This window comes from Rathayibacter sp. AY1F6 (assembly GCF_002932035.1).
GTDB lineage: Bacteria > Actinomycetota > Actinomycetes > Actinomycetales > Microbacteriaceae > Rathayibacter.
The window spans coordinates 113,627-127,123 of the sequence record NZ_PSVD01000005.1; the positions used below are offsets into that span (position 1 = coordinate 113,627).

Below are 13,497 nucleotides of genomic sequence, written 5' to 3' on the forward strand. Positions count from 1 at the left end.
CGGTCAGCTCAGCGAGACCAGGCTCTCGACGCCGAGGACGAGCTGCACGTCGAGCGAGAGCGCCGCCGAGACGCAGAGGGCCGCCGCGAGCAGTCCGACGCGCGCCGGGAGCCCCCGGCGGCGCCCGAGCAGGACGGCGGCGACGAAGCAGGCGACCGGCAGCACCAGGCCGAGCAGGAGCACCGCCCAGCCCGTCGGATTCAGGTCGGTGCCGAGGGAGGCCGCGTAGCTGCGCAGGCCGATCAGGTTGCCGACCGCCTCCCAGACGTCCCAGGCGAAGAAGAGCGCGAACACCACGGCGACGAGGACGGAGGCGGCCAGGCGCCGGCCGGGCCGGTCGCGCCGGCCGGTCCCGCCGAGGGTGGCCCGGGTCGAGTCGGTCATCAGGCCCCCTTCAGGAACGGCAGCGGAGCGAGGAGGACGAGTCCGGCGACCAGCCAGAGCACGCGGATGCGCACCCGGGCGTCGCGGGTGGCGAGGAGCGCCACGGCGAACCACACCGGCGGCGCCAGGACCGCCAGCCAGAGCCCGAGCGAGTAGAGGGCGCCGCCGAGCGCATCGCCCGCGAAGCCGGCCGTGGCGACCGGCGACTGCCGCGTCGCCGTGATCGCCCAGGCGATGGCGTACAGGAGGTAGAGGCCGGCCGCGATGCCCGCGGCGATCAGCAGAGCGGACGAGGACGCGGCCTCGTCGGCGGGGTCCTCGACCTCGGGGTCGTCGTCGTCCGAGCCGTCGTCCGCCGGGCCCGCCCCCGCGACCGCGCGGGGCGTCCGGCGCACGCGCGCCGTCCCCGCGGCGAGCGTCGGGTCCGCGCCCTCGCCCGCCCACTCCAGGGCCTCGTCGTCGGCGTCGTCCTCCGGGCCGGCGTCCGGCCCGCGGTCCACCGGCGGGGTCGCCGCGTCGTCGTCCTCCAGGGAGCGGCCCGGTCCACCATCGATCACCGCAACACCCTAGCCGCGCGCACCTCGCAGGAGGCTCGGAGCCCGCCGCCGCCTCCCCGACACCCGGCGGACACCCCGCGTCCTCCCCCGGGGGCGAGGCTGAGCGGATGGACGACCGCCGCCGCCGCTTCGTCGCCCTCGGCGACTCCTTCACGGAGGGGGTCGGCGACCCGCACCCGCGCCTGCCGAACGGAGTGCGCGGCTGGGCCGACCGCGTCGCCGAGCGCCTGGCGAAGGCCGAGCCGGGCTGGGAGTACGCGAACCTCGCCGTCCGCTCGAAGCGCCTCGCCCAGATCACCGAGGACCAGCTCGCGCCCGCCCTCGCGCTCCGCCCCACCCTGATCACGCTGTACGCCGGCGGCAACGACATCCTCGACCTCGGCACCGACACCGTCGATCTGATCACCCGCTACGAGGCGCTCGTCGACGCGCTCGCGACCACCGGCGCCTCCCTCGTGCTCTTCACCGGCGTCGACATCCCGGGACTGCCCGCCCCGCGGATGTTCCTGCGCCGCAACCACCTCTACAACAGCGCCGTCCGCCGGATCGCCCGCGAGCGGGGCGCGATCCTCGTCGACTACTGGGCGATGCGGGAGTTCCACTCCCCCGTGCTCTGGTCGCCCGACCGGATGCACCTCTCCAAGCGCGGGCACCGCGTCCTGGCCGGCCGAGTGCTCGACACGCTCGGCGTGCCGCACACGATCTCGACCGGGCCCTGGGACGCCCCCGAGCCGCTCCGCCTCCGCGCGCGGCTGCGCGAGCAGCGCCGCTGGGCCGCCGACTGGGTCCTCCCCCTCGTCGGCCGCAAGCTGCGCCGGGTCACGCTCGGCGACCACCTCTCGCCCCGGTGGCCGGACCCCGTCCTCGTCCCGCCGAAGGGCGGTCTCCGCCGTCTCGTCCGCGAGCTCGAGCGGTAGTCGCGCCCCGGACGCGGAGGAGCCCCGGCCCGGCGAGGGGATCCCGGTGGACGGGTCCCTCGTCGGGCCGGGGCTCCCCCGGTCGACGCGGTGCGACTAGCGCGCGACGCTGCCGTCGGTGTAGTCCTCGTCGGTCTGCTTCCAGGCGAAGAGCTTGCGCAGCTCGCGGCCGGTCTCCTCGATCGGGTGCTTCTCGCCCTTGGCGCGCAGCTCCTGGAACTCGGGTCCGCCCGCGTCCTGGTCGCCGATGAAGCGCTTCGCGAAGGCGCCGCTCTGGATGTCGCCGAGGACGGCCTTCATGTTCTCCTTCACGCGCGGGTCGATGACGCGCGGGCCGGAGACGTAGTCGCCGTACTCGGCGGTGTCGGAGACGCTCCAGCGCTGCTTGGCGATGCCGCCCTCCCACATGAGGTCGACGATGAGCTTGAGCTCGTGCAGCACCTCGAAGTAGGCGATCTCGGGCTGGTAGCCGGCCTCGACGAGGGTCTCGAAGCCGTACTGGACGAGCTGCGAGGTGCCGCCGCAGAGCACGGCCTGCTCGCCGAACAGGTCGGTCTCGGTCTCCTCGGTGAAGGTGGTCTTGATGACGCCGGCGCGGGTGCCGCCGATGGCCTTCGCGTAGGACTTCGCGGTCTCCCACGCGGTGCCGGTCGCGTCGTTCTCGACGGCGATGATGTCCGGGATGCCGCGGCCGGCGACGAACTCGCGGCGCACGGTGTGGCCGGGGGCCTTCGGCGCGATGAGGATGACGTCGACGCCCGCGGGCGCCTCGATGTAGCCGAAGCGGATGTTGAAGCCGTGCGCGAAGGCGAGGGTCTTGCCCTCGGTCAGCGCGGAGGCGATCTGCTCGCTGTAGATCGCGCGCTGGTGCTGGTCCGGCGCGAGGATCATGATCAGGTCGGCCCAGGCCGCGGCGTCGGCGACGCTCTTGACCTCGAAGCCGTCGTCCTCGGCCTTGGCGGTCGACTTCGACCCCTCCTTCAGCGCGATGACGACCTGGACGCCGGAGTCGCGGAGGTTCTGCGCGTGCGCGTGGCCCTGCGAGCCGTAGCCGACGATCGCGACCTTCTTGGACTGGATGATGGAGAGGTCGGCGTCGGCGTCGTAGATGAGCTCGGTCACGTGGTGAGTCCTTTTCTGTAGTGGAGAGTTCGCGGTCAGTTCTTGAAGACGCGCTCGGTGATCGACTTGGAGCCGCGCCCGATGGCGAGCAGGCCCGACTGCGCGATCTCCTTGATGCCGTAGGGCTCGATCACCCGCAGGAACGCGTTGGTCTTGCCGGTGTCGCCGGTGACCTCGATCACCAGGGCGTCCGTCGCGACGTCGACCACGCGGGCGCGGAAGAGCGTGACGGCCTCGAGCACCTGCGAGCGCGTGACGTTGTCGACGCGGACCTTGACGAGCAGGTGCTCGCGCTGGACCGACTGGTCGGTGTCGAGCTCGACGATCTTGATCACGTTGACGAGCTTGTTGAGCTGCTTCGTGACCTGCTCGAGCGGCAGGTCCTCGACGTCCACGGCGACCGTGATGCGCGAGAGCCCGGCCAGCTCGGTCGGACCGACCGCCAGCGACTCGATGTTGAAGCCGCGGCGGGCGAACAGCCCGGCGACACGGGTGAGCAGTCCCGGCTTGTCCTCGACGAGCAGGGAGAGAACGTGGTGCGTCATGCGGGTCTACTCCTCGTCGTCCCAGGTCGGGCTGTGGTCTCGGGCGTACTGGACGTAGCTGTTGGAGACGCCCTGCGGGACCATCGGCCAGACCATGGAGTCGCGGCTGACGACGAAGTCGATGACCACGGGCCGGTCGTTGGTGGCGATGGCGAGACGGATGGCGTCGTCGATCTCCTCCGGCTTCGTGACGCGGATGCCGAGCGCGCCGTAGGCGTCGGCGAGCTTCACGAAGTCGGGCACCCGGACGGTGTCGTGACCCGTGTTGAGGTCGGTGTTGGAGTAGCGGCCCTCGTAGAACAGGGTCTGCCACTGACGCACCATGCCGAGCGAGGAGTTGTTGATCACCGCGACCTTGATCGGGATGTCGTTGATCGTGCAGGTGGCGAGCTCCTGATTGGTCATCTGGAAGCAGCCGTCGCCGTCGATCGCCCATACGGTGCGCTCGGGCTCGCCGACCTTGGCGCCCATCGCCGCGGGCACGGAGTAGCCCATGGTGCCGGCGCCGCCGGAGTTCAGCCACGAGTTGGGGCGCTCGTACTTGATGAACTGCGCCGCCCACATCTGGTGCTGGCCGACGCCGGAGGCGAAGACGCCCTCGGGGCCGGTGATCTCGCCGATGCGCTTGATGACGTACTGCGGCGAGAGCAGGCCGTCGTTCGGCTCGGTGTAGCCGAGCGGGAACTCCGTCTGCAGGCCCTTGAGGTAGCTCCACCACTCGGAGGTGTCGGCGCGGCCGTCGGCGGAGGCCTTGGCGAACGCGTCGGTGAGGTCCGGGAGGACGTCCTTCAGGTCGCCCACGATCGGCACGTCGGCGGTGCGGATCTTGGAGATCTCGGCCGGGTCGATGTCGACGTGCACGACCTTGGCGTGGGGCGCGAAGAGCGCCGCCTTGCCGGTCACGCGGTCGTCGAAGCGCGAGCCCAGCGCGAGGATCAGGTCCGCCTCCTGCAGCGCGAGCACCGCGGGGACGGTGCCGTGCATGCCGGGCATGCCCAGGTGCTGCTCATGCGAGTCCGGGAACGCTCCGCGCGCCATCAGCGTGGTCACCACGGGGGCGCCGCAGGCCTCGGCGAACGCCTTCAGCTCGGCGGCCGCGCGGGCGCGGATGATGCCGCCGCCCACGTAGAGCACCGGCTTCCGCGACTCGACCAGCAGCTGGGCCGCGGCCTGGATCTGCTTGCCGTGGGCCTTCGTGACCGGACGGTAGCCGGGCAGGTCGATCTTCGGCGGCCAGAGGAACGGCGCCTGGTCCTGCTGCGCGTCCTTCGTGATGTCGACCAGCACGGGGCCGGGGCGGCCGGTGGTGGCGATCAGCGCGGCGGAGGCGAGGGCCGAGGGGATGTCCTCGGGGCGCGTCACGAGGATGGAGTGCTTCGTGATCGGCATCGTGATGCCGACGATGTCCGCCTCCTGGAACGCATCGGTCCCCATGAGCGTCGAGAACACCTGGCCGGTGATCGCGAGCATCGGGACCGAGTCCATGTAGGCGTCCGCGATCGCGGTGACCAGGTTGGTCGCTCCGGGGCCCGAGGTCGCGATGCAGACGCCGAGCCTGCCGGTCGCCGAGGCGTAGCCCTCGGCGGCGTGGCCGGCGCCCTGCTCGTGGCGGACCAGGATGTGCCGGATCTTCGAGGAGTCCATCAGCGGGTCGTAGACCGGGAGGATCGCGCCGCCGGGCAGGCCGAAGACGTCCTCGATCCCGAGCATCTCGAGCGAGCGGACGACCGCCTGCGCTCCGGTGAGGACCTCGGCCGCGGGGGCGGCCCCGGGAGCGTGGGCGGGTCGGGGTGGCTGGGGCGTCGGTGCGGGCTGCACGGCGGACGGATCCGGAGTCATGCGGGTGTCGATTCCTTCAGGAGGTGGTGCGGCGGCGGGCAGAGCCGGAGGCGAGTGCCCGGGAACGCGAGTGCGCGGCCGGCCGGAGCGGGCCGGGTCACCCGGTGACGGCGCCCTCGGCTGCCGAGCGGACGAGCTTGGCGTACTTGGCGAGGACACCGCGGGTGTAGCGCGGAGGGAGAGGGGCCCAGCCTTCTCGGCGGGCGGCGAGCTCGGACTCGTCGACGAGTAGGTCGATCGAGCGAGCGGCGATGTCGACCCGAATCGGGTCTCCGTCGCGAACGAATGCGATGGGACCTGCGTCCACCGATTCGGGAGCTATGTGGCCGATGCACAGGCCGGTTGTGCCGCCTGAGAATCGTCCGTCCGTCAACAGTAGTACATCTTTTCCGAGCCCGGCCCCCTTGATGGCGGCCGTGATGGCGAGCATCTCGCGCATGCCGGGGCCGCCCTTGGGGCCCTCGTAGCGGATGACCACCACGTCGCCCTTCTCGATCCGGCCCTCGGTCAGAGCGTCCATCGCGGCACGCTCGCGCTCGAACACGCGGGCCGGACCCTCGAAGACGGAGGCGTCGAAGCCGGCGGTCTTGACGACCGCGCCCTCGGGGGCGAGCGAGCCCTTGAGGATGGTGAGCCCGCCGGTCGCGTGGATCGGGTTGTCGAGGGTGCGGATGACCTCGCCGTCCAGCGGCGCGATGTCCATCGCGGCGAGGTTCTCGGCGACCGTCCTCCCGGTGACCGTCAGGCAGTCGCCGTGGAGCAGCCCGGCGTCCAGGAGCGCCTTCATCACGGCCGGGACGCCGCCGTGGCGGTCGACGTCGTTCATGACGTACTTGCCGAAGGGCTTGAGGTCGCCGATGTGCGGGATCGTGTCGCCGATGCGGTTGAAGTCGTCGATCGTGAGGTCGACCTCGGCCTCGTTGGCGATCGCGAGCAGGTGCAGGATGACGTTGGTCGACCCGCCAAAGGCCATCGCCACCGCGATCGCGTTCTCGAACGCCTTCTTGGTGAGGATGTCGCGGGCCGTGGTGCCGTTGCGCAGCAGCTCGACGACGGCCTCGCCGGACTTGCGGGCGAAGTAGTCGCGGCGGCGGTCGGCGGCGGCGGGCGAGGCGGAGCCGGGCAGGCTCATGCCGAGCGCCTCGGCCACGCTGGCCATGGTGTTGGCGGTGTACATGCCGCCGCAGGATCCCTCGCCCGGGGCGAAGGCGCACTCGATGCGCTTGGCGTCCTCCTCGGACATGATCCCGGCCTTGACGCCGCCGACGGCCTCGAAGGAGTCGATGATCGTGATGTCCTTCTCGGTGCCGTCCGAGAGCTTGACCCAGCCCGGGGCGATCGAGCCGGCGTAGACGAACACGGCGGCGAGGTCGAGGCGGGCCGCGGCCATCAGCATGCCGGGCAGCGACTTGTCGCAGCCGGCCAGCATGACGGTGCCGTCCAGGCGCTCGGCCATCATCACGGTCTCGACGGAGTCGGCGATGACCTCGCGGGAGACGAGCGAGAAGTGCATGCCCTCGTGGCCCATCGAGATGCCGTCCGAGACGGAGATGGTGCCGAACTGGAGCGGGTAGCCGCCGCCGGAGTGCACGCCCTCCTTCGCGGAGCGCGCGAGGCGCTCGAGCGAGAGGTTGCAGGGGGTGATCTCGTTCCACGAGGACGCGATGCCGATCTGGGGCTTCTCCCAGTCGTCATCGCCCATCCCGACCGCCCGCAGCATCCCGCGCGACGTCGTGGCCTCGATGCCGTCCGTGACGGTGCGCGAGCGGGGCTTCCAATCGATTTCCGGCATGCGATGAGGCTACCGCCTCGCGCGCGGTGCCCCTGCTCGCCGGGCGGACCCGGACCGGCCCGCGCACCCGTTCCTGCCCCGGCCTCCGGCAGCGGCACCGGATGCGGACGTCCCCGCGGATCTCCGACTCGTCGCGAACGGCCGCTCCCCGCGTCGGCGGACGGCCGTCCTCGGCGAGTCGGCGATCCGGGACCCGCCGGCGCTGACCGCCGGAAGGGGGCTGCTACTCCGCGCGCAGGTCGGCCAGCAGCCGGAGTGCGTGCGCGACCTGCTCGGGACCGCGGACCCGGTAGGAGGCCGCGGTGGTGCCCTCGCCGCTCTTGATGCCGACGTCGCCGGAGCCGAGGACCGCGAAGGCGTCCTCGTCCGTCACGTCGTCGCCCGCGTAGAGGACGGCGGTCGCGCCGGTGTAGCGGCGGAGGTGCTGCACGGCCTCGCCCTTGGTGGTCGAGCGGACCGAGAACTCCAGGACGTTCTTCCCCTCGCGGACGGTGACCCCCTGCACCTCGGCGCGCGCCTCGGAGAGGGCGACGACGTGGGCGACGCGGCTGTGGCGCTCGGTCGCGAGGCGGGTGTGCAGGGCGAAGCCGGCCGGCTTGTCCTCGATCCAGACGTTGTCGATCCCGCGGGCGATGCCCTTCAGGACGTCCTCGAGCACTCCCACCTTCTCGAGCTCGTCGTCGTCGAGCCGGACCGCGTCCTCCTCGGGGTCGAGGCGGATCTCGATGCCGTGGGAGCCGACCAGCAGCGCCTCGTCCGGCAGCTGCGAGACCTCCTCCAGGCTCCCGAGCGCCCGGCCGGAGACCAGCGCGACCCGGGTGCCGGGGAGGGCGAGGAGCCGCAGCACGGCCTCGCGCGCCTCGGGGAGCGCCCGCGCGCGGGCGGGGTCGTCGACCTCGGGCGCGAGGGTGCCGTCGAAGTCGAGGGCCACCAGGAGCCGATCGGTCGCGGCGAGCTCCCGCAGCGCCGCCGCGAGCCGCTCGGGCACTCCCTCGCTCATCGCGCGCCGCCGTCGAGCTCGCGGTCGTCGGCGGCCTCCCGCTCGAGCTCGGCCGCCTGTCCGTGGGCCGCGTCGTCGCGGTGCTCGGCCTCCTGGCCGTGCGGCGCCTCCTGCCCGCGGGCGGCGGGCCGCACGTCGAGCTGCTGGCCGGCCGCGTGCTCCGCGAGAGCGGAGAGGAACGACTCGGACCAGCGCGCCACGTCGTTCTCGAGCACGCGGCGACGGAGCGCGCGCATGCGCCGGGTGCGCTCGACGCGCGGCATCCGCGCCGAGGCCTCCATCGCGTCCTTCAGCCCCGAGATGTCGTGCGGGTTCACCTGCACGGCCTGCTTGAGCTCGTCGGCCGCTCCGGCGAACTCGCTCAGCACGAGCACGCCGTCGTTGTCGAAGCGGGACGCGACGTACTCCTTCGCGACGAGGTTCATCCCGTCGCGCAGCGCCGTGACGAGCATGACGTCGGCGGCGAGGTAGAGCGCCACCATCTCCTCGCGCGGGTAGCCGTGGTGGAGGTAGCTGATCGCCGGGTGCCCGAGCGTGCTGTAGTCGCCGTTGATCCGGCCGACCTGCAGCTCGATGTCGTCGCGCAGCTGCCGGTAGGTGTCCACGCGCTCGCGGCTCGGGCTCGCGACCTGGACCAGCACCGCGTCCTCGGAGGTGAGGCGGCCGTCCGCCAGGAGCTCGCCGAAGGCCTTCAGGCGGTGGCCGATCCCCTTGGTGTAGTCGAGCCGGTCGACGCCGAGCATGATCGTCGCGGGGTTGCCCAGCTCGGCGCGGATCTCGGCGGCGCGGGCCTGGATCTCGGGGGTGCGCGCCATCGCCTCGAACGACGCGGAGTCGATCGAGATCGGGAAGTGCCGGGCGACGACCGGGCGCACGCTCGCCCCGCGCCGCGAGCGGTTGACGCGGCGGGTGCCGCCGACGGCCTCCTCCTCGACCGGGACCTCGACGACCGTGCTGCGGGTGTCGTAGCCCAGCAGGCGCCGGACCGCGCGGAGGAAGCTGCCCGCGTCTCCCTGGCGCTGGAAGCCGATCACGTCGGCGCCGAGCAGGCCCTCGACGATCTGCCGGCGCCACGGGAGCTGCGCGAAGATCCCGTAGGGCGGGAACGGGATGTGGTTGAAGAAGCCGATCGTGACGTCGGGCCGGAGCTCCCGCAGCATCTTGGGCACGAGCTGGAGCTGGTAGTCCTGGACCCAGACCACGCCGTCCTCCTCCGTCACGGCCGCGGCCGCCTCGGCGAAGCGCTGGTTGACCCGCACGTAGGCGTCCCACCAGTCGCGGTGGTAGGTCGGGGGCGCGATCACGTCGTGGTACAGCGGCCAGAGCGTGTCGTTCGAGAAGCCCTCGTAGTAGTCCTCGAGCTCCTGCGCGCTGAGGGCGACGGGGACGATCTGCACGCCGTTGTCGACGAACGGGGCGACCTCCTCATCGGCCACGCCGGGCCAGCCGACCCAGGCGCCCTCGTTCGCGCGCATCACCGGCTCGAGCGCGGTGACCAGCCCGCCGGGCGAGGTCTTCCAGGACGCGGTGCCGTCCTCGGCCACGACGCGGTCCACCGGGAGGCGGTTCGAGACGACCACGAACGCGTTGCGCTCTGTCCCTCCCGAGGTCCCGGCGTCGGTCCTGTCAGCGGCGGAGGAGGCGGAGGCGGAGTGCGGAGGAATGGTGGTCCCTTTTCGTCGGTCGAGCCGTCGTCGTGCCCGTCGAGGCTATCAGCCGACCCCGCACGGGGGACGGGGGGTCAGCCCTGCACGAGGGCGAGCGCGAGCGTCGCTCCGCCCACCGTCGGGACGACCGCGACGAGTCCGAGGAGCGCGTACTGGCGCCACGAGACGTGCACGCCCAGCGCGGTCAGCCTCTGGTGCCAGAGCAGGGTGGCGAGCGAGGCCCACGGGGTGATCAGCGGTCCGGCGTTCACGCCGATCAGCAGGGCGACCAGGCGGAGCGGATCCGCCGCGACGGGCTCGAGGGCGAGGTAGGCGGGCAGGTTGTCGACCAGGTTGGAGGCGACCGCGCCGGAGCCGGCGAGGCGCAGCAGGTCGAGCGTCCCGCTCCCCTCCCCCGCGACCACGGCGAGCGCCGCGCCCAGCCCGAGCTGGTGCGCCGCCTCCATCGCCACGAAGAGGCCCGACGCGAACACGACGAGCTGCCACGGCAGGAGGGCGGGCGTGAGCGCCGCGGGACGGCGCACCGCGAAGAGGACGATCAGCGCGACCGCGGCGACCGTCGCCGGGATCCACACCTCGAGGCCCGAGACGAGCGCCGGCAGGAGCAGCGCCACGACGGTCCCCGCGCCGACCAGCAGCACCCGGTCCTCCACCGGCGTCCGCTCCCCCGGGGTGTAGCGCCCGGCCAGCTCGCGCCGGTAGCGGATCGCGAGGATCAGCACGGGCACGACGGCCGCGACGAGCGCGGGCACCGCGGTCAGCGCGGCGAAGGCGAAGGGGCCCTCGACCCCCAGGCGCCGCTGCGCGAGCAGGTTGGTGAGGTTCGAGACGGGGAGGAGGAGAGAGGCGCAGTTCGCCAGCCAGACCGTGGCCATCGCGAACGGCAGGGGCGGGACGCGCACGTGCGCCGCGAGCAGGACCACGACCGGGGTCAGGAGCACGGCGGTCGTGTCGAGCGAGAGGAACACCGTGCTGACGACGGCCATCGCCACCACCAGCAGCCAGAGCACCGCGGTCCGCCCGCGGCCCCACTCGGCGGAGCGCTCGGCGACCACGGTGAAGACGCCGGCCTCGGAGGCCAGCTCGGCGACCACGGTCACCGCGACCACGAAGCCGAGGATCGGCGCCGTCCGCTCGACCAGCTCGCCCAGCGCGTCCATCGGGAGGACCCCCGTGACGACGGCCACCGCCCCGACGACGAGCAGCACCGCCCCGATCACAGCCGTGCGCATGTCGTTCCCGTTCTCCTCGGCGTGCCCCGGCTCGAGGATTCGGGTCCCGGCGGCGGTCCACCGTAGCGGGACAACCCCTCGGTGCTGTCAAGCGTTCCTCTGAGAGCTTTCGCACCCGCTAGCGTCGGGGTGAACACGGGAGGCACACGCATGCGCAAGTTCATCCTCAACTCCAGCGTCATCAGCGCGATCGTCGGCGGCTGGTCGATCCTGCAGACCACGCGCAAGGGCCCGCGCGACTGGCGCCTGGCCCTCCAGTGGGTCAGCTGGGCCATCTCGGTCACCGTCGCGCTGGGCTCCGTGTCCTACGACTCGAAGGAGATCGTCAAGGAGGAGCGCGGCAAGAAGGGCGACCGCTAGGCCCTCCTGACGCGCCGCCTCCCCGCGGGGCGGCGTGTCAGCCGGTCTCCCGACCCGGTGGCGGCGACACTGTCCTCAGTCGCTGCCGGCACGGGAAACGGGGTTCGTCATGAGGTTTCGTCTGAGGCGTCGCAAGGCGGCCCCCGAGGTCGTCGAGGCGGCCCCCGTCCTCACGCAGGACGAGCTCTTCGCCGTCGTCCACGCGCGGCTCGCGGCCTTCGTCGGATCCCAGGGCGCCTGGGTCGTCACGCGCCGCAGCCACGACGACCGCGACCCGATCTTCCACGGGATGCTCGCGCGCTCCCTCGCCCACGAGCTCTCCGCCGCCATCCAGGAGGAGCAGCTCCGCGCCGGCGCCGAGCGGACGTCGTCCCCGGTCACCGAGGCGATCCCCGTGATGCGCGCCTCCACTCCCCCGGTGGAGCCGGCCGCCCTCACCTGGGAGCCGAAGCCGATCGCCGTCTGGGCGGAGCCGGCCCCCGCCGACGTCGCCGTCGACACCCCCGTCGCGACCCGCTCCTGACCCGAGCGGTCGGCCGGCGGGCTCGCCCTCCGGCCGACCCGACGAGCGACGTCGCCCTTCCCGCTGATCGAGGAGGCGGCGCGGCCGCCGTCTCGAGATCCCCCGCGGCCGCCCCTCCCCCGGCCGCCCGTCAGAGCGTCGGCCAGCTCCCGGGTCCCTCGCTGCCCGCCGGGTACTCGTCGAGCGGCACCCGGTCCGCGTGCCAGGCGTCGATCGCGGGCTGCACGATGCGCCAGCACTCCTCGGCGGCGTCCCCGCGGACCGAGAGCGACGGGTCGTCGTCGAGGATCCCCGAGATGACCTCGCCGTACGCCAGCAGCTCGCCCGCGCCGAAGGTCGCCTCCAGCGAGGCGCGCTCGAGCGTGTACGGGTCGCCGGGGCCGTTGATGTTCAGCTCGAGCGACATCTGGTCGGGCGCGAGGAACAGCCGCAGCACGGACGGCGCCTCGGTGCCCACGAAGCCGCGGGGCAGGTGCGGCACCGGCTTGAAGCGGATGACCACTTCGCGTCGCCGCTCCCCGAGCGCCTTGCCGGAGCGGAGGGTGAACGGCACGCCGGCCCAGCGCCAGGTGTCGATCTCGACGACCAGCTCGGCCAGCGTCTCGGTCCGGCGAGCGGGGTCCACCCCCTTCTCGTCCGCGTAGGCGGGCAGCTCGCGTCCGTCGATCGTCCCCGCTGTGTAGCGGGCGCGGCGCGAGCTCGCGGCGGGGTCGTCGCCGTGCAGGCGGGTGGCGCGCAGGACGATCGACTTCGCGTCCCGGAGGTCGGCCGCGTCGAGCGAGGACGGCGGCTCCATCGCGATCACCGCGAGGACCTGCAGCAGGTGGCTCTGGATCATGTCGGTCAGCGCGCCCGCGCCGTCGTAGTAGCTCGCCCGCCCCTCGAGGGCCAGCTGCTCGTCGTAGACGATCTCGACACTCTCGATGTGCTCGGCCGACCACAGCGGCTCGAGGATCCGGTTGGCGAAGCGCAGGCCGAGCACGTTCATCACGGTCGCGCGGCCGAGGAAGTGGTCGACGCGGTGGATGCGGTCCTCGGGGACCAGCGCGGCGAGGCGCTGGTTGAGGGCGTGCGCGCTCGCCTCGTCGGTCCCGAACGGCTTCTCCAGCGCCAGCACGGTGCCCTCCGGCAGGTCGTGGGCGGCGAGCGCCTCGCAGGCCTTCGCCGCGATCGCCGGCGGGAGGGCGAAGTAGACCGCCACCGGACCGGCGCAGCTCGCGAGCAGTGCGGCGAGCGCCTCCGGATCGGTGACGTCGACCTGCTGGTAGCGCGTGCCGGAGGTGAGCGCGTCCACGCCCTCGCCCTGCGCCTCGACGGTGGCGAAGGAGGCGGTCAGCACCTCGTGCCAGTGCTCCTGGGTCCAGTCCTCGCGTCCCGCGCCGACGAGGTGGACCCGCCGGTCGGTCTCGCGGGTCAGCAGCTGGCCGACGGCGGGGAGGAGGAGCCGCGAGGACAGGTCCCCCGTCGCTCCGAGGATGAGCAGGGTCGAGACGGTCTGTGCCATGCGGCTCACCCTACGGCGGCGCTGAAGAGCCCCGCTCCGCCTTGACTGGGAGGCC

The 13,497-nt window shown here is 72.7% G+C and carries 13 protein-coding genes; 3 read left to right on the plus strand and 10 right to left on the minus strand.

What is annotated here, in order from left to right:
* Positions 1–3: 3 nt before the first annotated feature.
* Together C5C44_RS06770 and C5C44_RS06775 are read right to left on the minus strand one after the other, a co-directional pair.
* On the minus strand, positions 4–384 hold the full coding sequence (locus C5C44_RS06770) for a hypothetical protein (protein ID WP_104335574.1): 381 nt from the start codon (positions 382–384) through the stop codon (positions 4–6).
* Positions 384–941 (minus strand): hypothetical protein, encoded by a 558-nt coding sequence (locus tag C5C44_RS06775; RefSeq protein WP_104335575.1) that lies wholly within the window; start codon positions 939–941, stop codon positions 384–386. Before C5C44_RS06775 ends, C5C44_RS06770 begins: the two co-directional genes overlap by 1 nt.
* Positions 942–1,048: 107 nt before the next feature.
* On the opposite strand from C5C44_RS06775, the gene C5C44_RS06780 reads away from it, so the two are divergent.
* Positions 1,049–1,858 carry an SGNH/GDSL hydrolase family protein gene (locus tag C5C44_RS06780; RefSeq protein ID WP_104223538.1) on the plus strand — a complete coding sequence of 270 codons (810 nt, stop codon included), beginning with the start codon at positions 1,049–1,051 and terminating at the stop codon, positions 1,856–1,858.
* Between the two features lie 96 nt (positions 1,859–1,954).
* Here C5C44_RS06780 and ilvC read toward each other — a convergent pair whose 3' ends face one another.
* The 7 genes from ilvC to C5C44_RS06815 all read right to left on the minus strand — a co-directional run bounded on the left by ilvC (position 1,955) and on the right by C5C44_RS06815 (position 11,055).
* Positions 1,955–2,980 (minus strand): ketol-acid reductoisomerase, encoded by a 1,026-nt coding sequence (gene ilvC / locus C5C44_RS06785; protein ID WP_104223539.1) that lies wholly within the window; start codon positions 2,978–2,980, stop codon positions 1,955–1,957.
* Positions 2,981–3,015: 35 nt separating this feature from the next.
* Complete coding sequence (ilvN, locus tag C5C44_RS06790; protein WP_104223540.1) at positions 3,016–3,525, minus strand: acetolactate synthase small subunit; 510 nt, start codon at positions 3,523–3,525, stop codon at positions 3,016–3,018.
* Positions 3,526–3,531: 6 nt separating this feature from the next.
* A complete protein-coding gene (locus C5C44_RS06795) occupies positions 3,532–5,364 on the minus strand; it encodes an acetolactate synthase large subunit (protein WP_104226247.1) in 1,833 nt (610 codons plus the stop codon).
* 97 nt (positions 5,365–5,461) lie between these two features.
* The gene (ilvD, locus tag C5C44_RS06800) at positions 5,462–7,156 is read right to left on the minus strand and encodes a dihydroxy-acid dehydratase (RefSeq protein WP_104250142.1); all 1,695 of its coding nucleotides are present in this window, start codon (positions 7,154–7,156) and stop codon (positions 5,462–5,464) included.
* Between the two features lie 223 nt (positions 7,157–7,379).
* On the minus strand, positions 7,380–8,156 hold the full coding sequence (otsB, locus tag C5C44_RS06805) for a trehalose-phosphatase (RefSeq protein WP_104250141.1): 777 nt from the start codon (positions 8,154–8,156) through the stop codon (positions 7,380–7,382).
* A complete protein-coding gene (locus C5C44_RS06810; RefSeq protein WP_104250140.1) occupies positions 8,153–9,736 on the minus strand; it encodes a trehalose-6-phosphate synthase in 1,584 nt (527 codons plus the stop codon). Before C5C44_RS06810 ends, otsB begins: the two co-directional genes overlap by 4 nt.
* A 161-nt stretch (positions 9,737–9,897) precedes the next feature.
* On the minus strand, positions 9,898–11,055 hold the full coding sequence (locus C5C44_RS06815) for an SLC13 family permease (protein ID WP_104223545.1): 1,158 nt from the start codon (positions 11,053–11,055) through the stop codon (positions 9,898–9,900).
* Between the two features lie 150 nt (positions 11,056–11,205).
* Here C5C44_RS06815 and C5C44_RS06820 point away from each other — a divergent pair, with 150 nt between their 5' ends.
* Together C5C44_RS06820 and C5C44_RS06825 are read left to right on the plus strand one after the other, a co-directional pair.
* Entirely contained in the window at positions 11,206–11,415 is a 210-nt protein-coding gene (locus C5C44_RS06820; protein ID WP_104323738.1) for a hypothetical protein, read from the plus strand.
* 109 nt (positions 11,416–11,524) lie between these two features.
* Entirely contained in the window at positions 11,525–11,938 is a 414-nt protein-coding gene (locus C5C44_RS06825; RefSeq protein WP_104335576.1) for a hypothetical protein, read from the plus strand.
* A 130-nt stretch (positions 11,939–12,068) separates the two neighbouring features.
* Here C5C44_RS06825 and C5C44_RS06830 read toward each other — a convergent pair whose 3' ends face one another.
* Positions 12,069–13,442, minus strand: a complete 1,374-nt coding sequence (locus tag C5C44_RS06830) for a glucose-6-phosphate dehydrogenase (protein ID WP_181065465.1) — start codon at positions 13,440–13,442, stop codon at positions 12,069–12,071.
* Positions 13,443–13,497 lie beyond the last annotated feature (55 nt).

Bases quoted from the DNA above. Each gene is read 5' to 3' on its own strand.
- C5C44_RS06770 (WP_104335574.1), bottom strand. From the start codon at position 384: ATGACCGACTCGACCCGGGCCACCCTCGGCGGGACCGGCCGGCGCGAC.
- C5C44_RS06830 (WP_181065465.1), bottom strand. From the start codon at position 13,442: ATGGCACAGACCGTCTCGACCCTGCTCATCCTCGGAGCGACGGGGGAC.
- otsB (WP_104250141.1), bottom strand. From the start codon at position 8,156: ATGAGCGAGGGAGTGCCCGAGCGGCTCGCGGCGGCGCTGCGGGAGCTC.
- C5C44_RS06780 (WP_104223538.1), top strand. From the start codon at position 1,049: ATGGACGACCGCCGCCGCCGCTTCGTCGCCCTCGGCGACTCCTTCACG.
- C5C44_RS06815 (WP_104223545.1), bottom strand. From the start codon at position 11,055: ATGCGCACGGCTGTGATCGGGGCGGTGCTGCTCGTCGTCGGGGCGGTG.
- C5C44_RS06820 (WP_104323738.1), top strand. From the start codon at position 11,206: ATGCGCAAGTTCATCCTCAACTCCAGCGTCATCAGCGCGATCGTCGGC.
- ilvD (WP_104250142.1), bottom strand. From the start codon at position 7,156: ATGCCGGAAATCGATTGGAAGCCCCGCTCGCGCACCGTCACGGACGGC.
- ilvN (WP_104223540.1), bottom strand. From the start codon at position 3,525: ATGACGCACCACGTTCTCTCCCTGCTCGTCGAGGACAAGCCGGGACTG.
- C5C44_RS06795 (WP_104226247.1), bottom strand. From the start codon at position 5,364: ATGACTCCGGATCCGTCCGCCGTGCAGCCCGCACCGACGCCCCAGCCA.
- C5C44_RS06825 (WP_104335576.1), top strand. From the start codon at position 11,525: ATGAGGTTTCGTCTGAGGCGTCGCAAGGCGGCCCCCGAGGTCGTCGAG.